Raw genomic sequence first — 21475 nt, 5'->3', positions numbered from 1 at the left:
ATTTGCCCGAGAGGCAAGGAATGCTGTTCCATCGACGTCATGGACACCGATACCGCGTCCGCAGAGACGCTGGTCCTCGCTCCGAGGCTGAAGGAACAGCGCCGCCGCACCGGCCTCACCCTGGAGGCCGCCGCCCAGCGGCTCGAACTCTCCGCCGCGCATCTGTCGCGGATGGAATCCGGGCTGCGACAGCCGTCGCTCCCCGTGCTGCTCGGGCTTGCCCGGCTGTACGGCACGACCGTCTCGGACCTGCTGGGGGAGACGACCGCGGAACCGCTGCCCATCGTACGTGGCGACAGCATGGAGCCGGTGCCCGCCGGGGGCTGGACGTACTGGCGGGCCGGCGGCACCGGCCGGGCGATGCAGGCGCTGCGGGTCCATGTACCGCCCGAGGCGCAGGACCGGCTGGTCCGCGTGCACCCCGGTGAGGAGTGGCTCTACGTCACCAGCGGCCGGCTGCGACTCTCCCTCGGGGAGAACACCCACCTACTGGACGCCGGCGACGCGGCGCACTTCGACTCGCTGGTGCCGCACCGCCTCGCGGCCGCCTCACCCGAAGGGGTCGACCTGCTGTTCCTCCACACCCTGATGCAGAGCGAGGCGGCCGGCCTGTGCATCACGCCGCAGGACACGAAGGACTCGAAGGACTCGAAGAGAGCGGGATACGCGAAATGAACGACACCGCACCCCCCGGAGCCACCCCCACCGGTACCGGCGCCACCCCGCCCCGCGCCGTCGTCACCAACAGCGCCACCGGCCGCCCGCGCCACGAACCGCTCGCCCCGGAGCTGCGTACCAGCGAGGGCAGCGAGCGGCGCAAGGAGCGGGCCGTGGTCCTGCGCGTCCTGGTCTACGTCGTCGTCGCGCACCTCCTGGCCGGATTCATCTGGCTGCTCTTCGTGCTCGGCGCGCACGGCAACTGAGCCCACAGAACTCCGGCAGAGCCCACACCGACTGGCCCCACACCGACTGGGCCCGTCCCCATGCCGGCACGTCACCAGCCGCGCTTGGCTCCCGACTCCGTCAGGGTCACTCCGCTGAACTCGGTGATGAAACCGGCGCCGAGGGCCTGGGACGGTGTCTGCGTCCCGTGCGGCAGACCGGCGAGCCGCGGCATGATCCGCAGCACCGACTCGACGGTCAGCTCGTAGCTGTTCGGCAGCGTCAGCGTCGCCTGCGCGCTGCGCCCCTCCGGGTCGCTCGCCCGCGCCCAGGCCTCGGAACGCGTTCCGGCCAGCGCCTTCGCGCCGGGTCCCCGGACGAGGGCGCCGACAGCGGCGCGGGCCACGACGCGCGCCGGGCGCAGCCGCATCACCTTGCTGAACGCGGCGGCGCCGGGCGGCAACGGCATATAGGTGGTGATGTTCGGGATGCCCGTGGAGTGGAAGGCGGTACTGACGTCGCCCCAGGGGATGGAGGTGACCATCCGCGGCCCCGAGGGGAACGCCGCCCTGATCCGGCGCCAGCCCATCGGCACCGCGCTGATCGTGCCGTCGATCCGGGCCCGCCCACCGTCGGGCAGCCCCTCGATCGCCGTCCTGGCGGTGCCGGGACTGGCGGTCCCGCCGACCAGGAACGCCAGGTCGAGACGGTTCGCGGTGGGCAGCGCCGCGGCGACGGTGGCGGCGAGGCAGTCGGTCGGCACGACGTCGAAGCCGGCGCCCGGCAGCAGGATGATCTTGGCGGCGCGCGCCCGCTCGTCCAGGGTGTGCAGCTGCTCGAAGACATCGATCTCACCGGTGATGTCCAGATAGTGCGTACCGGTCTCGATACAGGCCAGCGCCATCGGCAGCGCCGTCGCCGAGAACGGCCCCGCGCAGTGCGCGACCGACTCGACTCCCTCCAGCCCGCGCCGGACCGCGACCGGGTCGGACAGGGCGAAAATCCGGTGTTCGAGGCCGAGTTCCGCCGCCAGCGGCGCCACCTTCGCGATGCTGCGACCGGCCAGTACGACCCGTTCACCGCGGGCCGCGGCCCGCCGGGCGATCAGGCGTCCGGTATATCCGGTGGCGCCGTACAGCATCCAGGTCATGGAACACGTCCTTCCCGAGAGCGGTCCGGCGTCGCGTCGCCGGTATAGCAGTGTGTCGTACGCGGCCGGGCATGCGAGGCTTGGCCCGTAACCGAACGAAACCAGGAGGCCCCCATGACTGCCGAGGCATCAGACCAAGAGGCGACCGAGGCGACCGAGGTGCCCGACACTGCGGACGCGTCCGCCGCGGCCGAACCGGCCGAGGACGAGGTCAAGCGCAAGTTCCGTGAAGCCCTGGAGCGCAAGCGCGGAGGCAACAAGAGCGCCGCTACCGCCGGCGGCGGCCCGGACAGCTCGAAGATCCACGGCGCTCACGGCCGGGCCGGCGGGCAGCGCGAATTCCGCCGCAAGAGCGGCGGCTGATCCGCCCGACCCACACCTCCCGCGGCCGCGGGGCGGGCTCGTATTCCCGAGCCCGCCCCGCGGCTGTCAGGGATGTGCCTGACAGGGATGTCCGGACGATCCCCCTCGTCCTCGGGGGGAGCAGGGGTGCGGCGTAGGGTCGATCGGGTGACGACGAACCCATTCTTCAGCGCGAGCCCCCTTCCCTACGAGCTGCCGCCGTTCGCGGAGATCCGCGACGAGCACTACCTGCCGGCGTTCGAGCGAGGCCTCGCGGAGCAGCTGGAAGAGGTCGCGGCGGTGGCGGGCAGCCAGGAGCCGCCCACTTTCGAGAACACCATCGTGGCTCTGGAACGCAGCGGCGCCCTGCTGCGGCGCGTGAGAAACGTCTTCTTCAACCAGTCCTCGGCCGACACCAACCCGGCCGTGCAGGAACTGGAAGCGCAGCTCAATCCGCGGCTCGCCGCGCACAGCGACGCGATCCACCTCGACGCCGGGCTGTTCGCCCGCGTCGCGTCGCTCCACGACAGCCGCGCGGAACTCGCTCTGGACGCCGAGTCGTTGCGGCTGCTGGAGCGGTACCACACCACCTTCCTGCGGGCCGGCGCCCAGCTCTCCCCCGAGGACCAGCAGCGGCTGCGCGAGTTGAACGCCGAACTCGCCTCCGCCGCCACCTCCTTCCAGCAGAACGTCTTCGACGACACCAGCGCCGCCGCCCTGGTGCTGGACAGCCCGGAGGACCTCGTCGGGCTCTCGGCCGACGCGATCTCGGCCGCCGCGGAGAACGGCCGGGCCCGCGGCCACGACGGCAAGTACGTCATCAGCCTGAAGAACTTCTCCAACCAGTCGGAACTCGCCTCGCTCGACAACCGCGAGGTGCGCGAGCGGCTCCTGGAGCGCTCGCTGGCCCGCGGCGCGAGCAGCAACAGCGAGCTCGTCGTCCGGCTGGCGACGCTCCGCGCCGAGCGGGCCGCGCTGCTCGGCTACGACAGCCACGCCGCGTACGTCGTCGCCGACCAGACGGCGCTGACCACCGAAGCCGTCACCGGCATGCTGGACCGGCTCGTCCCGCCGGCCGTCGCCATGGCCGAGCGGGAGGCTGCCGCGCTGGCCGAGGTGAGCGACACCGGCCCCATCGAGGCCTGGGACTGGGCGTACCGCTCGCAGCAGGTGCGCAAGGAGCGGTACGACTTCGACGCCGCCGTCATGCGCCCCTACTTCGAGGCGGACCGGGTCCTGCACGACGGCGTGTTCTTCGCCGCGACGCAGGTCTACGGGCTGCGCTTCGCCGAACGCACCGACCTCACCGGCTACCACCCCGACGTCCGGGTCTTCGAGGTCTCCGAGGAGGACGGCACACCGCTGGGCCTCTACCTCGCCGACCTCTTCGCGCGCAGCTCCAAGCGCGGCGGGGCCTGGATGAACGCGCTGGTCGGCCAGTCGGGACTGCTCGGCACCCGCCCGGTCGTGGTGAACAACCTCAACATCGCCAAGCCCGCGCCCGGTGAGCCGGCGCTTCTGACCTTCTCCGAGGTCAACACGCTCTTCCACGAGTTCGGGCACGCGCTGCACGGGCTGTTCTCCGACGTCCGGTACCCGTTCTTCTCCGGGACCGCGGTGCCCAGGGACTTCGTCGAGTACCCGTCCCAGGTCAACGAGATGTGGGCGCTGCGGCCCGAGGTGCTCGCCAACTACGCCAAGCACTACGAGACCGGCGAGCCGATGCCCGCCGAACTCGTCGAGCGGATGGCGGAGGCCGACACCTTCGGCCAGGGCTTCAGGACCGTCGAGTACCTGGGCGCCGCCCTGCTCGACTGGGCCTGGCACACCATAGGGGCCGGCAGCGAGCCGGGAGACGCCCAGGCGTTCGAGACCGAGGCGCTCAAGGCGGCCGGCATCGCCGTCCCCGCGATCCCGCCGCGCTACCGCACGACCTACTTCTCCCACATCTTCTCGAACGGCTACAGCGCGGGCTACTACTCGTACATCTGGAGCGAGGTCCTGGACGCGGACACCGTCGACTGGTTCGAGGAGAACGGCGGCATGCGCCGGGCCAACGGTGATGTCTTCCGACGGGAACTGCTCTCCAAGGGCGGCAGCGTGGACTCCCTCACCACCTACCGCAACTTCCGCGGCCGCGAACCGCGCATCGAACCGCTGCTGGCGCGCCGGGGACTGCTGCCGGGCTAGGTCCTGCCCGGAGATGCCCTCAGACGGCCGCTCCCGTCGCCCGCCGGGCGTAGGCGCGTACGTCGGCGTCGGTGTCGTTCGCGGCGGCGGCCAGCGCTTCCCGTACCCGGTCCGATACCGGGTCCGGGCCGTCGCTGTGCGGGAGCAGCGCGAGGACGACGGCCTTGCGGACGTCGGCGTGCGGGTCGCGGACGGCGGCCAGCAGGGCGGGCAGCGCGTGCGCGGGGTCCGCGGCGCCCAGCGCGGCGGCCGCGCCCCTGCGGACCTGCCAGGCCGGGTCGTCGAGGGCGGCCGCGGCGGCGGAGTCCAGCGGTGGCGGGCAGCCCGCGCCCGCCAGCGCCTCCAGGGCGGCGGCCCGCACCAGCGGGTCTCCGTCCTGGATCAGCCCCTTCAGCGTGGGCAGCGCTCCGTCGGCGGTGCCCAGACCCTTCGCCACCGTCACCCGCACTTCGCGGGAGGGGTCGGCGGCGGCGCGCGCCAGGACGTCGACGGCGTCGACCGACAACAGGGCGCGGACGGTCTCGATCCGCACCTCGATGTCCGGGTCGTCGAGCGTGCCGCCGAACAGCGCCGCATCGCCGAGCCGCAGTGATCGCAGTACGTACAGCGCGGCTGCTCTGACCCGCGGATCAGCCACCGCCAGGGCGTCCACCAGGGGCGTTCGCAGCGATTCGGCGGCCGGCAGGACCTCGACCAGCTCCAGCAGCGACGCGGCCGCCGCCTCCCGGACGCCCGCGTCGGGGTCGGCCAGCGCGCGGGCCAGCGCCGGCCCGGTGCCGTCCGGAGAGGTCTCGGTCAACGTCGTGACGGCGGTACGCCGCACGGCCGGATCGGCGTCCGTCAGATAGGGCGCGATGTCGGACAGCCCGGGCTCTCCCTCGGCCAGGGCGAGCAGGTCCAGGATCCGGGGCGACCCGCCGCCGGCCGCCGGAGCCGCGCCGATCGACCCGCCGGCGCGGGCGGGCGCGGCTCCGGAGCCGACCGGCGCCACGTCACGCGGCCCCGCCGTGGCCACCTGCTCCGGGTGCACCTCACCGATCACCCGCACCGCCCGTCCGCCGTCCGGCTCGAAGCCGTCCACCGGGACGAGATACGGGGCGACCGGCCGGGTCAGGAACTCCATCTCGCCGCGCGCGCCCTTGCGCAGGTTGAGGTGGTGCAGCCAGTCGGCGTCGTCGCGCACGGGATGGTCGGTGCGCTCGTGGTACAGCCCCCAGCGGCTCTCGGTACGGGCCAGCGAGGAACGGGCCGCCATCTCCGCGCAGTCGCGGATGAACGAGACCTCCGCGCAGCGCATCAGCTCGTGCGGGGTACGGGCCCCCATCGACTCGATGTCGCCGCGCATCCGCTGGAACGTCTCCACCGCGAGCGAGAGCCGCGCCCCGCTCTTCGGCGGGGCGACGTAGTCGTTGACGAACCGGCGCAGCTTGTACTCGACCTGCGGCTGCGGCGGCCCCTCGGGATGGCGCAGCGGACGGTAGACGAGCTCGTGCGCGGCCCGGAGCTGGTCGGCCGGCAGCTCACCTTCGAAGAGCTCGTGCCCGGTGGCGGCGTCGGCGCCGGCCAGATCGCCGTAGACGAAGGCCCCGATCATGTAGTTGTGCGGCACGCAGGCCAGATCGCCGGCCGCGTACAGCCCGGGGACGGTGGTGCGGGCGTGCTCGTCGACCCACACTCCGGAGGCGGAGTGGCCGCCGCACAGCCCGATCTCGGAGATGTGCATCTCCACGTCGTGGGTGCGGTAGTCGTGGCCGCGCCCGGCGTGGAAGGTGCCGCGGGTCGGCCGTTCCGTGGTGTGCAGGATCGTCTCCAGCGCGGCCACGGACTCCTCCGGCAGGTGGCTGAGCTTGAGATAGACGGGCCCGCGTTCCGAGGCGACCTCGCGGGCGAACTCGGCCATCATCTGGCCCGACCAGTAGTCGGAGTCGACGAACCGCTCGCCGTGCCGGTTGACCTGGTAGCCGCCGAACGGGTTGGCGACATACGCGCACGCCGGACCGTTGTAGTCCTTGATGAGCGGATTGATCTGGAAGCACTCGATCCCGCTGAGCTCGGCGCCCGCGTGGTAAGCCATGGCGTGGCCGTCACCCGCGTTCGTCGGGTTCTCGTACGTGCCGTACAGATAGCCGCTGGCGGGCAGGCCGAGCCGGCCGCAGGCGCCGGTCGCCAGGATCACCGCGCCGGCCCTGACCGTCACGAACTGCCCGGTGCGGGTGTTGAATCCGGCGGCCCCCACCGCCCGGCCGCCGGACGTCAGCACCCGCACCGGCATGACACGGTTCTCGATCCGGATCCGCTCGCGCATCTCGCGCCGTCGCAGCACCCGGTACAGGACCTTCTTGACGTCCTTGCCCTCGGGCATCGGCAGCACGTACTTCCCCGACCGGTGCACCTGCCGGACCGCGTACTCGCCGTGCTCGTCCTTCTCGAACTTCACGCCGTACCGCTCGAGGCGCTGCACCATCGCGAAGCCGAGGGTCGCGGTCTGGCGGACGGTGGCCTGGTTGACGATGCCGTCGTTGGCGCGGGTGATCTCGGCGACGTAGTCGTCGGGTTCCGCACTGCCCGGGATGACGGCGTTGTTGACGCCGTCCATGCCCATCGCCAGCGCGCCCGAGTGCCGGACGTGCGCCTTCTCCAGCAGCAGCACGGACGCGCCGTTCTCGGCGGCGGTCAGGGCCGCCATGGTGCCGGCCGTGCCACCGCCGATGACGAGAACGTCGCAGCGGAGTTCCTCGGCGTCGTGGAGTGCGGGGATGTCCATCGGTGGCCTTTCACATGCCGGTTCAGGTGCGGAGTCGGTGGCTTACCGGGTTCAGGTGCTTTGCGGGGTTCACGTGCCGAGGGACTGCAGGACCTCGCGCCGCAGTGCGACGGTGCCCGGCTCGCCGTGGGCGGCGCGCTCGCGCGGGTGCGGGACGTCCAGGAGCCGCACCGGACGGTCGGCGTCCGTACCGAGCAGGGCGATCCGGTCGCCGAGAAACACCGCCTCGTCCACGTCGTGCGTGACGAAGACGACGGTGGCGCGCGACGAGCGCAGCACCTCGACGAGCAACTGCTGCATCCCGGCCCGGGTCTGCGCGTCCAGCGCGCCGAACGGCTCGTCCATCAGCAGCGCCCGCGGCTCACCCGCCAGCGCGCGGGCCAGCTGCACGCGCTGCCGCTGCCCACCGGAGAGCCGGTGCGGCAGCTCCTGCTCACGGCCGGTGAGCCCGACGCGCTCGAGCCAGCCGACGGCCCGGGTACGGCGTTCGGCGCGCGCCACCCGCCGTATGGCGAGCGGCAGTTCGACGTTCCGGCGGACCGTGCGCCAGGGCAGCAGGCCGTCCTCTTGGAAGACCAGCGCCCGGTCGGCGCCCGGCCGGCCGATCGGCACGCCGTCCTGCGCCACCCGCCCGCCCAGTACGGGCAGCAGACCCGCGAGCGTGCGCAGCAGCGTGGACTTGCCGCAGCCGGACGGGCCGACGACCGTGAGCAGTTCGCCCGGCGCGATGTCCAGGTCGAGCCCGGCCAGGACGGGTCTGCCGGAGCGGCCGATCGTGGCGTCGTCGAGCGTCAGCCGGACACCGGGCGGCGCGGGGGCGGCCGGTGAGGGCGCGCTGACGGAGGTGACGCGGGTGCTGGTCACAGGTCCACCTCTCTGGTCACAGGTCCACCTTTTTGCTCGCGGGTCCGGTCAGGGACGCAGCCGCGGGCTCGGCCACCGACGCGGTGGTGGGATGGGACACGACCGTCCGCCGCCGGGTGCCCGGGGTCCGGTAGCCCGCCGCGTCGGGGCCACCGGACTCGGTCCGCGGAAGCCAGCGCGTCACCCGCCGCCCGAGCAGCTCCACGGCGGCGGAGGTGATCCACCCCAGGACGCCGATGGTGGCCATCCCGACCAGCACGCCCGGGTAATCCACGACCGTGTAGTCCTGCCAGGTGCGGTAGCCGACTCCGTACTCGCCGGAGATCATCTCGGCGGAGATCACACAGATCCAGGACACCCCGATGCCCACCGACAGACCGCCGAGAATGCCCGGCAGCGCCCCTGGGAGCACGACCTGTGCGAGCACCCGCCACCGGCCGCCGCCCATGGTGAGCACGGCCTCCTCCCATACCGGGGTCAGCGCCCGCACCGCGTGCCGGGTGCTGACCAGGATCGGGAAGAACGCGGCGGCGAAGGTGATGAAGACGATGCCCTGCTCATTGGTGGGGAACAGCAGGATCGCGACGGGTACCAGCGCGATCGCCGGGATCGGCCGCAGGACCTCCAGCACCGGGCCGAGGATGTCGCGGGCGACCCGCGACCGTGCGATCGCGGTACCGACCGTCACTCCGAGCACGGCGGCGAGGGCGAAACCGGTGACGATTCGCACCAGGCTGTCGCCGAGGTCCTGCCAGTACGGTCCGCCCGTCAGGCGGGTGCCGAATTCCCGGCCGACCTGGACGACGGTCGGCAACTGCTCGAAGTGCACCCACAGATGGACGCGCCGGGCGGTGAGCAGCTGCCACAGGCCGAGGAACGCGACCAGGGAGGCGGCCCGCACGCAGTAGCGCCCCCACGGCAGATGGCTGACCCGCGTCGTGACGGCCGTCGGCGCGGAAGTCGTCACGTTCGTCGAGGAGGCCGTCGTCATGGCGACTCCCGCAGCGCGCTGTCGTAGCTGATGAGCCGGGTGCCGGGGTGGCTCGCGATCCAGCGGCGGGCGTTGTCGGGAGTGGTGAACGGCTGGAATCGGGCAGCCGGGGCGGCGGCCGGATCCTCGACCCAGACCGATGAGTCCGCGAACCAGCGGGTGCCGGTCAGCGCGTCGGGCACGTAGCCGGCCCGCACCTTCCCCGCGTGTTGCTTGGCGTACCGCAGCAGGCAACTCGGAGTGGTGAACGCCGTCGTGCGGTCCTCGCCCGACAGCCAACTCTCGCTCGCCGTCGTCGGATCGTTCGCCCGACCCCCGCACACCGGGTCGGTGCCGGTGACCGGCGCCGGATTGGCGGTGGACGCCAGGGACTTGGCGTACCCGGCGCCGTAGACCCGCTTCAGATAGCGGTCGTCGGTGAAGGCGTCCACGTCGACCGCGTCGACGAGCTTGGCAGAGGTGAGCACGGGCACGTCCTGCTTCAGCGCGTCCAGCAGCCGCGGCTTCAGCGTCGGGTCGAAGGTGGCGATACCGCCGGCGCCGTTGTAGAGGTAGACGACCTCGGGCGGCAGCCCGGTCGCCTTCGCCACCTGCTGCGCGGCCGCGAGCGGGTGTTCGTGCAGGTACTGGGTGGCCTGGAGCTGCGCGGAGAGGAACGCGTCGACGACGGCGGGACGTTGGTCGGCGAACGCCGCGCGCACCGTCACACCGTGCAGTGTCGGCACATCCAGCGCCGCGCCGTCGTACAGCGGCTTCGCCTTGCCCTGGAAGACCAGCAGACCCGGCCAGGCGACGAACTGCGACAGCGCGTCGGCGCCGCCGGACTGCAGGGCGGACGCGCCCACGGCGGGCTGCTGGTTGAGCTTGTGCAGATCCTTGTCCGCGTCGATGCCGGCTTTCTGCAGCGCCCGCACGAGCGTGCCGTCGGCGGCGGACCCCACGCTCGTGGAGACCTTCTTCCCGCGCAGGTCCGCCAGTGAGGACAGGGTCGAATCCGGCTTGGTGACCACCATGTTGAGGCCGCCGCGCAGGTTGTACCCGGTGACGGAGACCAGCTTGGTCGGCGCCTTCATCTGCTTGCCGCGTGCCGCGTTGATCAGCAGCGGATAGTCGCCCATCGAACCGATGTCGACCTTCCGCGCCATCATCTGCGCGGTGATCGGGGCGCCGGTCGCGTAGTCCTGCCAGTCGACCTTGTACGTCACACCGTCGCGCTTGCCGAGCTCACCGAGCGCGCGCTCGAAGTACCCCAGCGAACGCAGCAGCGTCCCCGCAGTCACCGTGTTGATCGTCTTGGACTGGTAGCCGACGGTGACGGTGACGGTGACGGTCTTGCCGCCGTCCGCGCCCGCGTTCCCGCCGCAGCCGGCCAGCGGCAGCAGCAGCCCGGCGCCGGCCAGGGCGGCCAGATACGTGCGGACGCGTCCGCGCGTCGCGAAGCCCGTCATCGCAGAACCTCTCATCGCGGAGCCTCTCATCGCAGCAGGTAGGGCATGTTGACGGTGACCGCGTCCGTGGGGCATCGGGCCGCGCAGGGACCGCAGTACCAGCACTCGTCCACGTGCATGTAGGCCTTGTTGGTGTCCGGGTTGATCGCGAGCGAATCGAGCGGGCACATGTCGACGCAGAGCGTGCAGCCGTCGATGCACCTGGACTCGTCGATCGTCACCGGCACGTCGGCGCGCTGGGGTACGACAGGCATGGCTGTCTCCTCGTAGGACCTGAAGAACGGGGGAAGGAACGCGGAAGGAACGCGGAAGGAAGGCGGAAGAAGGGAGTGATGAACGGGGCGCGGGGAGGGGTCGGGTGGCGGGCGCGGGGGCGGTCAGACGGAGCGGTGCAGCAGTCCGCGCATCGTGATGCGGTCGCCGCGGAACCGGATGAACTCCAGGTCCACCGGGCGGCCGTCGGAGAGATGGGTGAGCCGTTCCAGCATCAGCACGGCGGCGCCGCGCGGGGACTGCAGTACGGCGGCGGAGTGCGCGTCGGCGCTGACGGCCTCCAAGGTGATCTCGGCGGTGCCGAGCGGCTGTCCGGTGATCTCCTCGAGCAGCCGGAAGACGTCGGTGTTCTCCAGGTCCGCGGTGAGGAGCTCGATGCCGATGTCCATCGGGACGTAGGTCAGGTCCAGGGAGAGCGGCAGCCCGTCGAGCCGCCGCAGCCGTTCGATGTACAGCACGTCGGTGTCCGGGCCCTCAAGGCGCAGCCGTTCGGCGACGGGCGCGGGCGCCGGGACCGGTGCCATCGTGCGGACCTCGTTGGTGACCCGCCCGTGCTCGTGCAGCGTCTCCGCCAGGCCCATCAGCCGGTCCAGGCCGTGCGGGTACTTCGCGCCGACCACGACGGTGCCGACGCCCGGCACCCGTTCCACCAACTGCTCGGCGCGCAGCAGGTCGAGCGCCTGGCGGACGGTGTTGCGGGAGACGCCGTAGTCGGCGCCGAGCGCGTCCTCGTGCGGCAGCAGTCCGGCCGGAAACCCCTGCAGCAGCACCTGCCGCCGCAGCAGGTCGGCGAGTTGCCGGGCCCGGTCCGCCCGCAACCGGCGGCGTCGCGCGGCGGCCACCGGTGCGGTGTGCTCACGGGTGCGCTCGGCGGGCATCGGGCTCTCCGGTCTGGGTCTGGGGCTGAGGTCTGCGGTGCGGAGGCCGCGGCGCCGTTGCGCCGCGTTCCCAGGGACCATACCGAGGGTCGGGCGGAAGTGGTGTTGCCGTTGTGTTGCGCCACCAATCAGCCCATGTGAACGGCTCTGACCTGCACGTTTGACGTCCGGATCGGAAGATCTGCCACTTGGTGCGAACGAAGGACCGCCTGCTTCCCAGCGCTGTCCGGAGCTGTCCGGCGCCGTCCACGGCCGGCCCCGCCGCGGAGCGAAAACGTGGTGCGCGAACGGTGGCGCGCGGGACAGGATGGGCCATGGGCTGGCACACGACACACGACCTGGACGCGTTCCGGACCGCCGCGGGCGGCTTCCTTCGGGAACGCGCGGTGGAGAACACCGTACTGATCACCGTCACCGAAGGGCTGCGCCACCGCGGCCTCGACGCGTACGGGGACACCCCACCGCTGTTCGGCTGGTGGCAGGATGCCGGCGGGAGCGTCGCCGCCGCCTTCCTGCAGACCACGCCGCTGCCGCCGCTCCTGACGCAGGGGCCGCCGGAGGCGCTGGCGGAGCTGGCGGGCGTGTGGGACAAGATGGGGCGCGCGCTGACCGGTGTCCGAGGGGAACGGGATACGGCCGCGGCCTTCGCCGATGCCTGGCGGTCCCGTACCGGAGTGGCGGCCGAGGTCGACAAGAACCTGCGGTTGTTCCGGCTCGGAGAGCTGGCGCCGCCGGAGCCCGCCCCGGCCGGCCGCGCCAGAACCGCCGGTACGCGCGACCGGGAGCTGTTGGTGGAGTGGTACGACGCGTTCGCCCGCGAGATCGAGGAGCAGGGCCTGAACGCGGCCACGTTCGTCGAGGACCGCCTCAGCCATGGCGGCGTCACGGTGTGGGAGGTCGACGGCGTTCCCGTGTCCATGGCCGGAACCACCCGTCCGCTCGCGGGAATGGTCCGTGTCGTCGCCGTCTACACCCCGCCGGGGCACCGGGGCCGGGGCTACGCGGCCGGGGTGACCGCCGCGGTCAGCCGGGCGGCTCGCGACGCGGGAGCGGACGAGGTGCTGCTCTTCACCGACCTCGCCAACCCCACCAGCAATGCCCTCTACCGGCGCCTGGGGTACCTGCCGGTGCAGGACCATGTCTCGCTGACCTACAGTCCGGCCCTGTGAACCGAACCGACCGGCTGTACGCCCTTGTCGAGGAGTTGCGCGCGGTCGCGCCGCGCCCGCGCAGCGCGAGGTGGCTCGCGCAGCGCTTCGAGGTGAGCAGCCGCACCATCGAACGCGATCTGAGCGCGCTGCAGCAGTCCGGGGTGGCCATCTACGCGGAACCGGGCCGCACCGGCGGGTACGTCCTGGACAAGGAGCAGACGCTCCCGCCGCTGACCATCACCCCCGCCGAGGCGACCGCCCTCGCGGTGGGCCTGCACGCTCTGGACGGCACGCCCTTCGCCGGAGCGGCGCGCAGCGCGCTGCAGAAGGTGCTGGCTGTCATGCCGGCCCGCGAGCGGGCCGCGACGGGGGAGTTCGCCGAGCGCGTGCACGTACTGGCCCGGGACGAACGGCGCGCCACCGTCCCGCACGTCCTGCAAGACGCGCTCGCCAGCCGCCGCGTACTGCGGCTCGCGTACGAGGACCGGGAGGGGGTGGCCAGCGAGCGGCTGGTGGAGCCGCTCGGGTTCCTCGGCAGCGAGCAGTGGTATCTCATCGCCTGGTGCCGGCTGCGCGGAGCGGTACGCGGCTTCCGGCTCGACCGGATCCGGACGGTGCGGGCGCTGGACGAGACGGCGCCGCCGCGCCGGATCGACCGCGCCGAGCTGGACAGTCTGGGCTGGGAACTGATCGGTCTCGAAGGCTTCGCCGACCTGGTGAACACCGGCGGTCGGGGAAAGTCCGGCGGCACTTCGTAAACACCGACAGGACGGTGTCGCCGACCCCTTCGAAGATGGTGTTCACACCGAGAAGGAAGGCACCGACATGACCGTCGACCTGCACACCAGCACCACCAGCTCCGTCAGCACCACCGGCATCACCGGCTCCGAACACCGTCAGCTCGGTATCGAGCTGTTCCAGGACTGGACGGGGATGTGGAACGGCGACGTCGGCATCGCCGAGCGCATCCTCACCCCCGGTTTCCGTATCCACTTCGGCAACGCCAACCCGGAGGCGGACACCGACGCCCTGTGCGGCCCCGGCGGCCTGGTCCCGTTCGTCGTCGCCCATCGCCGCGCCAAGCCGGGACTGGTCTACCGCATGCACGGCGTTCCGCTGGTGGACATCGCCGCCGACGCCGCTACCGCCGACGCCGATACCGCCGACGCCGATACCGCCGGTGCCGATATCGCCGATGCCGGTGACGGTATGTCCGGCCAGGTCTGCTGCCGCTGGTCAGCGACCCGTCCCGACCCGGCCGGCGCGGGTGAGATCACGGTGAGCGGTATCGACATTCTGGCCGTGAGCGAGGGCCTGATCACCGATGTGTGGTCGGTGGGCGGGAGCCGCCGCTTCGGGACGGACGAGTGACAAGGCAGAATTGCCAGGGTGACATCGACTGACCGCCCCCATGCTGGAGGTGCCGTGACCGGTTCCCGCCTCACCGCACTGCGACCTGCTGCTTTCGGCGCCGACCCGGTCGGCGCGCGACTGGAGCGGATCCTCGCGTCACCCAACTACGCCGACGGCGCCTTCCAGAACCCCGTGGGCGCCCGCACCACGCCCAGCGGGGGCATGCTCAAGGCGCTGCCCGGCAACATGCGCAAGGAGGCGCGGGCACTGCGCAAGCCCGCGGCCCCGGTGCCGGTGCACCCGACGACGCTCGCCGATCTGGCGGTGCCGCCGGCGTCCGGGCTGCGGCTGACGTGGATGGGCCACTCGACGGTGCTGGCCGAGATCGGCGGCCGGCGGGTGCTCTTCGACCCGGTGTGGGGCGACCGCTGCTCGCCGTTCGCCTTCGCCGGGCCGAAGCGGGTTCACCCGGTGCCGGTCCCGTTGAAGTCGCTCGGCACGGTGGACGTGGTGGTCATCTCGCACGACCACTACGACCACCTCGACATGCCCACGATCCGGGCGCTGGTCGGCACGGACACCGTCTTCGCCGTTCCGCTCGGCGTCGGCGCCCACCTGGAGTACTGGGGCATCGACCCCGCGCGGCTGCACGAACTGGACTGGAACGAGTCGACCGAGGTGGGCGGCCTGACGCTGACCGCGACCCCGGCCCGGCACTTCTGCGGCCGCGGCCTGCGCGGCCGCCAGCAGACGCTGTGGGCCTCCTGGGTGGTGACCGACGGCGACCACCGGATCTACCACAGCGGCGACACGGGGTACTTCCCCGGCTTCGCGGAGATCGGCGCGCAGCACGGCCCGTTCGACGCGACGATGATCCAGATCGGCGCCTACAGCGAGTTCTGGCCGGACATCCACATGACACCCGAGGAAGGCATGCGGGCGCACGTGGACCTGTCCGGCGGCACGCCTCACGGCGCGATGCTGCCGATCCACTGGGGCACGTTCAACCTCGCCCCGCACCCGTGGGCGGATCCCGCGGAGGGCACGCTCGCGGCGGCCAAGGAGTTGGGCGCGAAGCTCGCCTCCCCGCGCCCCGGCGCGCCTTTCGAGCCCTCGGCCGACCTCCCCGACGACTGGTGGTGGCGCGCCATCGCCGTGCCGCCGGCGGGCGGCTGGCCGCAGTACGCGGCGCCCGCACCCGAGGTCGAGGCGCAAGCCATCGCCGCGTCCGACGTGGCGCCCGTGGCCATGGAAACCGGTGATGCCGCCGGGACAGACGGAACGAACGGTGCTGACGGAACGGACGGTGCTGATGGTGCCGAGGACTACGAGGTGGCGAGTCCCAGGTAGGTGAGCGGTCCCGGGTCCGGTACCGCGATCTCATGGAAGCCCATGCGGTCGTAGAAGTACCGGGCCCGGACGTTCGCCGTGACCATCCCCAGATGCACCGCCGGGACGCCGCCCGCGGCCAGCGCCCCGAGGAACGTCTCCATCAGCGCCCGTCCGTGCCCCGCCCCCTGGTACCCGGGGAGCAGATCGATGTGAAGGTGTGCCGGATACGGCGCCAGCTCGGGAACGAGCATCCGCTCGGGCTGGTGGAGCAGGGCGATCATCGTGTCGTGCGGGGTGGTCTCGGCCGGGCTCGTCGGCTCCGGGTAGCGGTCCGCCACTTCCGGCAGCCATTCGGAGCGGAATCGTTTCACGAAGGCGGCAGTGTCGGCCGTCCCCAGGATGTAGCCGACCGCCCGGCCCTGCCCGTCGTCCACTACGAAGGCCAGCTCCGGCTCCAACCGCGCGTACGGCGCCGCGAAGATCGTCCCCAGCAGATCGTGGTCGGGATAGTACGGTCGCGCGTCCTCGCCCTCCTGGGCGGTGCGGACGCAGATGTCGTACAGCGCGGGCAGGTCCGCGGGCCGGTAGGGGCGGATCATGTGGTCTCCAGGGCGCCGAAGGTGAACGAGAAGGTCGCCGGGGCAGCGGTGAGCCAGTGCTGCGGCAGGGCCCCCGGCCCGCAGGAGCCGCTGCCGATGCCCTGCTGCCCGTGGTCCAGATTGAGCCAGATCGTCTCGGACGCCGCAAGGTCGTAGGTGTGCTCGGCCGCGTCGAGTTGCTCTGCGGTCCAGCGCCGCGCGGTGAACCAGAAGTCCGGGTCGCCGGTGATCAGCAGCCCCTGCCCGTCCTCGCGGCGCAGCCGCGCCCAGCGGACATCGGCCCGCGCGCCGTTCTCCTGCGGCCGGACGTATGGGGTCTGCAACGCGTCGACCGTGCTCGTGTACCGCCCGATCCGGGAGGCGGCCCGGGTGTCCGGATACGCCTCACCGGGACCGCCGCCGAACCACTCGACGCTGCCGAGGCTGCCGCAGATACCCAGCCGCAGTCCGATCCGCGGCAGCGGGACGGTCCAGTCGCCCTCCGGGGTGACGTCGACGGTGAGCCGCAGGCGCGCGCCGGTCGCGGTCCAGGTGAAGACGGTGACGAGACCGAGGTCCCCGGCCGCCGGCGCCACCCGGGAGGTGACGGTCAGCGCGTCGGCGCCGACCGTGACCCCTTCGATCCGGTGCCGCATCCGGTGCAGGCCGGCCGCCCGCCACCGCCGGTCCAGCTGGATCTCCGGATGCCGGCCGGAACCGGCGTCGTTGTCGGTCGGAGCGCGCCACACGTCCAGCCGCGGCGGTCCGGCGATCTGGATGTGGTCCAGGTACTTGAGCGCTCCCGTGGCGGCGTCGAACGTGCCGGGCCCGAGCAGCACGACACCACCCTCGGCGCGGCGTGGTGCCTTCAGCGCGATGATTGGGTTGGTGTTGGGGACGGCGTTCGGTGCGGGCTCGGCCGGAGTCGCCTGTGCCGGCGCGGCGAACTGGCCCCAGGCCACCTCGTGTCCGGCCGGGGCCCAGCCCGTGTCGTCGGCAAGCGCCGCCCGCACCGTCCACCAGGCCTCGCCGGTGAGGGCGCTGCCGGATCCGCCGCCGGGTGTCTGCGGCAGCTTCAGTTCGACGGCCGCGCCAGGTGCCAGCGCCGGGACGTCCAGATCGCCGGAGGCGACCGCCTCGCCTTCCACTTCGTACGTCCAGCGGAAGGACAGCGACGACAGATCGGCGAAGTCGTACCCGTTCGCGATCCGGACGACGCCGGTCGTGCCGTCCCCGTCGATCCTGACCGGCTCGATGACCTTCTTGTACTCGATCAGACCGGGCGACGGAGTGCGGTCGGGGAAGACCAGGCCGTCGCAGACGAAGTTGCCGTCGTGCAGTTCCTCGCCGAAGTCGCCGCCGTAGGCGAAGAACTCCACCCCGGTGCGGGTGCGCTGCCGCAGCCCGTGGTCGATCCACTCCCAGACGAAACCGCCCTGGCAGCGCTCGTACGTCTCGAAGAGCCGCTGGTACTCGCTCAGCCCGCCCGGACCGTTGCCCATGGCGTGCGCGTACTCGCACAGGATGAACGGCAGAGCGCGCCGCTTCGCATCCAACTCGGTGTCGGGGAGGGTTAGTTCGGCGCGCTGTCCGATGAGGGCGACCTCGGCGTGGTCGGCGTACATCCGCGAGTACACATCGGTGTCCGCGCAGGACAGATCGCCCTCGTAGTGGATCGGACGGTCCGGATCGCGGTCGCGGATCCACGACGCCATCGCCGACAGCCCCCGCCCGGTCCCGCATTCGTTGCCGAGCGACCACATCACGACGGCAGGGTGGTTCTTGTCGCGCTCGACCATGCGCGCGGCCCGGTCCAGCAGCGCCGGCGTCCAGCGCTCGTCGTCGACCGGATTGCCGCGCCAGCCGATCACTTCGAAGCCGTGGGTCTCCAGATCGCACTCGTCGACGATCCACATCCCCAGCTCGTCGCAGAGATCGAGGAAGGCCGGATGCGGCGGATAGTGGCTGGTGCGGACGGCGTTGATGTTGTGCCGCTTCATCAGCAGCAGGTCCTGCCGCATCGTCTCCAGATCCAGCACCCGGCCGTGGTCGGGGTGGAACTCGTGCCGGTTGACGCCGCGGAAGAGGATCCGGCGGCCGTTGACCTTGAGCAAACCGTCCTCGACGGCCACCGTCCGGAAGCCGATCCTGAGCGGGATCCGTTCGCCTTCGGTGGCCAGTTCCGCGTCGTACAGCCGCGGTATCTCGGCGGACCACGGCTCGACGGGTAGGGTCGCGCTCTCCCCGGTTGCCAGGTCCAGGCCCAGCTCCGGCACGCTGACGCTGCCGGCGGGCTCGCAGTCGACGCGCAGCGTTCCGGCGCCGGTGGTGTGGTCGTAGTCGGCATGTACGAAGAAGTCCGCGACCGATCCCTCCGGCCGCTCGATCAGCGTCACCTCCCGGAAGATCCCCGGGAGCCACCACATGTCCTGGTCCTCCAGGTAGCTGCCGGACGACCACTGGTGGACGCGTACCGCCAGCACGTTCCCGCGCGGCCGCAACAGTTCCCCGACCTCGAACTCCACCGGCAGCCGACTGCCCTTGAACGTGCCCAGCTCGGCACCGTTGAGCCACACCCGCGCGCACGACTCCACCCCGTCGAAGCGCAACAGCGCCGCCCCGCCGGGCCAGTCGTCCGGCAGATCGAAGGAGCGGCGGTGGTCGCCCGTCGGGTTCTCCGTCGGAACCCGCGGCGGGTCGACGGGGAACGGATACACCACGTTGGTGTACGCGGGCGAACCGTGTCCCTGCAGCGGCCAGTGCGCGGGCACCGGCAGCAGGTCCCAGCGGGTGGCGTCGAACTCCGGCCGCGCGAACTCGTCGCCGTGCGCGTCGGCGGTGTCCGACAGCCGGAACCGCCAGGCACCGTTCAGGCTCACGTACCGCGCGTCCGACGTACTCCACCAGGCGCGCGGCGGCAACGCGCCACTGCCGGGGGAGGGGTCCTCGTAGTAGGGGACAGCCGCGGGGCGCAGCGCCTCGTGCATGGGAGTTGCTCCTCACCTGGACGACACCGGACGTCGACACATCGACATCAATGACAACGGACATTCACGACCCGGGGCAGTGGGTCCGTTGTGCCCGGCGATCGAGGGCACAGGACCAGCCTGCCCCTCGATCGGTTGCGGCGGACGCCGATCGTGAAATCGGCGGGTTGGGCGGTAGGGAGGGTCGGGCGGTCAGACCGTGAGCAGCGTTCCGTCGGGGAACGTGATGCGCACACTGGTTCCGGTTCCGGGTCCGGTGCTGCTGGCGCTGGCTTTGGCTTTGGCGTTTGTGTCCGCAGCGCCGTCGAGGACCGTGACAGTGATCGCCTTGCGCAGCGCCCGCGGGTGGACCGTGTCGCCCGCCAGCGCGACGAGGGTGACGTGCACGCTGCTCCCGCCGGGGTGCGGGCCGGAGCTCAGGCAAGGGGCGGCCGAGTGCGGACCGAACGCGTTCGCCTCCACCTCTCGGTGTACCGAGGCGATCCCGTCGCTGTCCTCGTCCCATCCGTACAGGCCGACCAGAGCGCTGGAGAGACCGTCGGCGTTACGGGCCACCGCCCACCCCGGGCCGCTCTCACCGCGCGGCAACTCTGCTCCCGCGACCGCGTAACCGCCCTCCCGGACCGTCACTCCGGCCGGTGCCTCGACGCGGTGCACCCGCACCTCCCACGGCCCGTGCAGGACGCTCGTCGTCTCGATCCGGTACCCCGCGGGTCCGGATCCGTCAGCGGCTTGGACGCCTTCATGCTCGGGGAGGGTGGCGGTGTGCCAGGACGATGCGGTCCGGCCCGTCGCCGTCAGCGGGTGGATGCGTCCGCGCCGTGAGGGTGTGCCGTCGGCGGCGACCAGCGCGAGGTGGCTGTCGACGCGGTGCTGCCAGGCGTGCGGGGCGGCGTTCGGCGCGGTGTGGGTGGTGTAACCGAGTTGGGCGTAGTGAGCGTCGTCCGTGCCGACCGCCGGTTCGATGCCGTAGTGGTCGCTGCCGTGGTTGACGAGCCGGACGATCCCGTCGTGCTTCGTGCCGTGCAGCAGCCAGCCGGGCGCGGGCAGCGCGACGTACTGGTCGTCCTCCTCGACCGGGAGCGCGAGCTCCCGGTCGGTCCACACCGGGTGGTCGGCGGGCAGCAGCAGCCCGAGGAAGCCCTTGCTCGCCCAGTACGGCGACCCGGGGCCCGAATACCCCTGGGTGGTGGGAAGGAACGGCTCGCGCCAGCCGAGCGACAGCAGCCCGCGCTCGTCGGGCACCCCGCGCTCCACGAAGTGCCGCAGCACGCCGGAGGCGAGCCGCCGCGTCACCCCCGGCTCCAGCGGGGTCGCGTCGGTGAGCGCGCCCATCCACACGGGGGCGACGGCGGCGAAGCGGTACGTCAGTGAACGTCCCTGGTGGACCGGGGCGCCGTCGCCGCTGAAGAAGTGCGGGTAGGTGGCCAGGAACTGGGACAGCCGTTCCTTGTAGATCTTGGCGCGCTCCCCGTCCGGCTCACCCGCGATCCGCGCCCACAGCAGCGGGTACAGATGCATTGCCCAGCCGATGTAGTAGTCGAAGTTGCGACCGTCGCCGTCCGTGTACCAGCCGTCGCCGACGTACCAGTCCTCGATACGGTCCAGCCCGCCGTCGATGTCGGACTGGCTGAACGGCGCGCCCACCGAGGCCAGGAACTGCTCGGACACCACCTGGAAGAGCCGCCAGTTGTTGTCGTAGGTGCGGTGCCCGACAAAGCCGGAGAACCAGTCGACCACCCGTGCCTGGACCCGTCCGTCGAGCCGGTCCCAGATCCACGGGCGCGTCTCGTGCAGCGCGATCGCCACCGACGCCGCCTCGACCATCTGCTGCGAGCAGTCGGTCAGCGCGGGCCACGCCTCGCCGCTGTCCGGATCGGTACCGGCCGCGAGCCCGGCGGCGTACCGCTCGATGAGCCGGGCGTCCACCTCGCCGCCGGCCCCCGCGATCCGGAACGCGGCCAGCAGGAAGGAGCGCGCATAGCCCTCCAGTCCGTCGGACACCACCCCGGACCAGCTGTTGCGGCCCGGCAGCCGGTACTGGGCGAAGCCGGGGGAGGCGTACGGCACGAGCCCGTCGAGCATCCGGTCGGCCACCGCCTCCCAGTGCGCGCGGGTCCAGCCGGTGCGTGGCGATTGCACGCGGTCGGTGGGGGGCAGCGTGAGGAAGGGCGGCAAGGTCACATCAGCTCCGCGGTGAGGTGTTGACCGAGATGGTAAGCGGTTACTAGGTTGAGGCCAAGCCTTTTGTTGACGCTGGATTCCGGTCCGGTCCGGTCCGGTCCGGTCCGG

Annotated in this window: 18 protein-coding genes; 8 read left to right on the top strand and 10 right to left on the bottom strand. The window is 71.9% G+C overall.

What is annotated here, in order from left to right:
- Nucleotides 1–39 precede the first annotated feature (39 nt).
- Together AC07DC_RS05705 and AC07DC_RS05700 are read left to right on the top strand one after the other, a co-directional pair.
- Nucleotides 40–675, top strand: a complete 636-nt coding sequence (locus tag AC07DC_RS05705) for a helix-turn-helix domain-containing protein (protein ID WP_478912099.1) — start codon at nucleotides 40–42, stop codon at nucleotides 673–675.
- Nucleotides 672–923, top strand: coding sequence for a DUF6126 family protein (locus AC07DC_RS05700; RefSeq protein ID WP_478912097.1), 252 nt, complete (start codon nucleotides 672–674; stop codon nucleotides 921–923). The genes AC07DC_RS05705 and AC07DC_RS05700 overlap by 4 nt, the downstream gene beginning before the upstream one ends.
- 71 nt (nucleotides 924–994) lie before the next feature.
- Here AC07DC_RS05700 and AC07DC_RS05695 read toward each other — a convergent pair whose 3' ends face one another.
- Nucleotides 995–2032, bottom strand: a complete 1038-nt coding sequence (locus AC07DC_RS05695) for a saccharopine dehydrogenase family protein (RefSeq protein ID WP_478912095.1) — start codon at nucleotides 2030–2032, stop codon at nucleotides 995–997.
- Nucleotides 2033–2146: 114 nt separating this feature from the next.
- Between AC07DC_RS05695 and AC07DC_RS05690 the strand changes: the two genes are divergently transcribed.
- Nucleotides 2147–2395, top strand: coding sequence for a DUF5302 domain-containing protein (locus AC07DC_RS05690; protein ID WP_478912093.1), 249 nt, complete (start codon nucleotides 2147–2149; stop codon nucleotides 2393–2395).
- Nucleotides 2396–2542: 147 nt separating this feature from the next.
- The gene (locus AC07DC_RS05685; protein WP_478912091.1) at nucleotides 2543–4564 is read left to right on the top strand and encodes a M3 family metallopeptidase; all 2022 of its coding nucleotides are present in this window, start codon (nucleotides 2543–2545) and stop codon (nucleotides 4562–4564) included.
- A 19-nt stretch (nucleotides 4565–4583) separates the two neighbouring features.
- On the opposite strand, the gene AC07DC_RS05680 is transcribed toward AC07DC_RS05685, so the two are convergent.
- The 6 genes from AC07DC_RS05680 to AC07DC_RS05655 form a co-directional block, all read right to left on the bottom strand.
- The gene (locus tag AC07DC_RS05680; RefSeq protein ID WP_478912089.1) at nucleotides 4584–7328 is read right to left on the bottom strand and encodes a fumarate reductase/succinate dehydrogenase flavoprotein subunit; all 2745 of its coding nucleotides are present in this window, start codon (nucleotides 7326–7328) and stop codon (nucleotides 4584–4586) included.
- A gap of 69 nt (nucleotides 7329–7397) precedes the next feature.
- Nucleotides 7398–8192: an ABC transporter ATP-binding protein gene (locus tag AC07DC_RS05675; protein ID WP_478912088.1), complete on the bottom strand. Its 795-nt coding sequence runs from the start codon at nucleotides 8190–8192 to the stop codon at nucleotides 7398–7400.
- A 16-nt stretch (nucleotides 8193–8208) separates the two neighbouring features.
- Entirely contained in the window at nucleotides 8209–9183 is a 975-nt protein-coding gene (locus tag AC07DC_RS05670; RefSeq protein WP_478912087.1) for an ABC transporter permease, read from the bottom strand.
- Nucleotides 9180–10631, bottom strand: coding sequence for an ABC transporter substrate-binding protein (locus tag AC07DC_RS05665; protein WP_478912085.1), 1452 nt, complete (start codon nucleotides 10629–10631; stop codon nucleotides 9180–9182). Before AC07DC_RS05665 ends, AC07DC_RS05670 begins: the two co-directional genes overlap by 4 nt.
- Nucleotides 10632–10657: 26 nt before the next feature.
- Complete coding sequence (locus AC07DC_RS05660; RefSeq protein WP_478912083.1) at nucleotides 10658–10885, bottom strand: 4Fe-4S dicluster domain-containing protein; 228 nt, start codon at nucleotides 10883–10885, stop codon at nucleotides 10658–10660.
- 123 nt (nucleotides 10886–11008) lie between these two features.
- Nucleotides 11009–11782 (bottom strand): GntR family transcriptional regulator, encoded by a 774-nt coding sequence (locus AC07DC_RS05655; RefSeq protein WP_478912081.1) that lies wholly within the window; start codon nucleotides 11780–11782, stop codon nucleotides 11009–11011.
- 314 nt (nucleotides 11783–12096) lie between these two features.
- Here AC07DC_RS05655 and AC07DC_RS05650 point away from each other — a divergent pair, with 314 nt between their 5' ends.
- The 4 genes from AC07DC_RS05650 (at nucleotide 12097) to AC07DC_RS05635 (ending at nucleotide 15636) form a co-directional block, all read left to right on the top strand.
- Nucleotides 12097–12951, top strand: a complete 855-nt coding sequence (locus AC07DC_RS05650) for a GNAT family N-acetyltransferase (protein WP_478912079.1) — start codon at nucleotides 12097–12099, stop codon at nucleotides 12949–12951.
- Nucleotides 12948–13691, top strand: coding sequence for a helix-turn-helix transcriptional regulator (locus AC07DC_RS05645; RefSeq protein ID WP_478912077.1), 744 nt, complete (start codon nucleotides 12948–12950; stop codon nucleotides 13689–13691). The genes AC07DC_RS05650 and AC07DC_RS05645 overlap by 4 nt, the downstream gene beginning before the upstream one ends.
- Nucleotides 13692–13758: 67 nt before the next feature.
- Entirely contained in the window at nucleotides 13759–14304 is a 546-nt protein-coding gene (locus AC07DC_RS05640; RefSeq protein WP_478912076.1) for a hypothetical protein, read from the top strand.
- A 54-nt stretch (nucleotides 14305–14358) separates the two neighbouring features.
- Nucleotides 14359–15636 carry an MBL fold metallo-hydrolase gene (locus AC07DC_RS05635; protein ID WP_478912074.1) on the top strand — a complete coding sequence of 426 codons (1278 nt, stop codon included), beginning with the start codon at nucleotides 14359–14361 and terminating at the stop codon, nucleotides 15634–15636.
- On the opposite strand, the gene AC07DC_RS05630 is transcribed toward AC07DC_RS05635, so the two are convergent.
- From AC07DC_RS05630 to AC07DC_RS05620, 3 genes are all read right to left on the bottom strand, one after another.
- Complete coding sequence (locus tag AC07DC_RS05630; RefSeq protein ID WP_478912072.1) at nucleotides 15612–16217, bottom strand: GNAT family N-acetyltransferase; 606 nt, start codon at nucleotides 16215–16217, stop codon at nucleotides 15612–15614. The genes AC07DC_RS05635 and AC07DC_RS05630 overlap by 25 nt on opposite strands.
- Nucleotides 16214–19183 carry a glycoside hydrolase family 2 TIM barrel-domain containing protein gene (locus AC07DC_RS05625; RefSeq protein WP_478912070.1) on the bottom strand — a complete coding sequence of 990 codons (2970 nt, stop codon included), beginning with the start codon at nucleotides 19181–19183 and terminating at the stop codon, nucleotides 16214–16216. Before AC07DC_RS05625 ends, AC07DC_RS05630 begins: the two co-directional genes overlap by 4 nt.
- Before the next feature lie 192 nt (nucleotides 19184–19375).
- A complete protein-coding gene (locus AC07DC_RS05620; RefSeq protein WP_478912068.1) occupies nucleotides 19376–21367 on the bottom strand; it encodes a DUF2264 domain-containing protein in 1992 nt (663 codons plus the stop codon).
- Nucleotides 21368–21475: the final 108 nt, after the last annotated feature.

This window comes from Streptomyces sp. NPDC045021 (assembly GCF_056432645.1).
This window is presented reverse-complemented; position numbering and strand designations above follow the sequence as displayed.

What these genes read in the sequence shown, in the direction of transcription:
- AC07DC_RS05705 (WP_478912099.1), top strand. Translation starts at nt 40, where the DNA reads ATGGACACCGATACCGCGTCCGCAGAGACGCTGGTCCTCGCTCCGAGG.
- AC07DC_RS05700 (WP_478912097.1), top strand. Translation starts at nt 672, where the DNA reads ATGAACGACACCGCACCCCCCGGAGCCACCCCCACCGGTACCGGCGCC.
- AC07DC_RS05695 (WP_478912095.1), bottom strand. Translation starts at nt 2,032, where the DNA reads ATGACCTGGATGCTGTACGGCGCCACCGGATATACCGGACGCCTGATC.
- AC07DC_RS05690 (WP_478912093.1), top strand. Translation starts at nt 2,147, where the DNA reads ATGACTGCCGAGGCATCAGACCAAGAGGCGACCGAGGCGACCGAGGTG.
- AC07DC_RS05680 (WP_478912089.1), bottom strand. Translation starts at nt 7,328, where the DNA reads ATGGACATCCCCGCACTCCACGACGCCGAGGAACTCCGCTGCGACGTT.
- AC07DC_RS05670 (WP_478912087.1), bottom strand. Translation starts at nt 9,183, where the DNA reads ATGACGACGGCCTCCTCGACGAACGTGACGACTTCCGCGCCGACGGCC.
- AC07DC_RS05665 (WP_478912085.1), bottom strand. Translation starts at nt 10,631, where the DNA reads ATGACGGGCTTCGCGACGCGCGGACGCGTCCGCACGTATCTGGCCGCC.
- AC07DC_RS05660 (WP_478912083.1), bottom strand. Translation starts at nt 10,885, where the DNA reads ATGCCTGTCGTACCCCAGCGCGCCGACGTGCCGGTGACGATCGACGAG.
- AC07DC_RS05655 (WP_478912081.1), bottom strand. Translation starts at nt 11,782, where the DNA reads ATGCCCGCCGAGCGCACCCGTGAGCACACCGCACCGGTGGCCGCCGCG.
- AC07DC_RS05650 (WP_478912079.1), top strand. Translation starts at nt 12,097, where the DNA reads ATGGGCTGGCACACGACACACGACCTGGACGCGTTCCGGACCGCCGCG.
- AC07DC_RS05640 (WP_478912076.1), top strand. Translation starts at nt 13,759, where the DNA reads ATGACCGTCGACCTGCACACCAGCACCACCAGCTCCGTCAGCACCACC.
- AC07DC_RS05630 (WP_478912072.1), bottom strand. Translation starts at nt 16,217, where the DNA reads ATGATCCGCCCCTACCGGCCCGCGGACCTGCCCGCGCTGTACGACATC.
- AC07DC_RS05625 (WP_478912070.1), bottom strand. Translation starts at nt 19,183, where the DNA reads ATGCACGAGGCGCTGCGCCCCGCGGCTGTCCCCTACTACGAGGACCCC.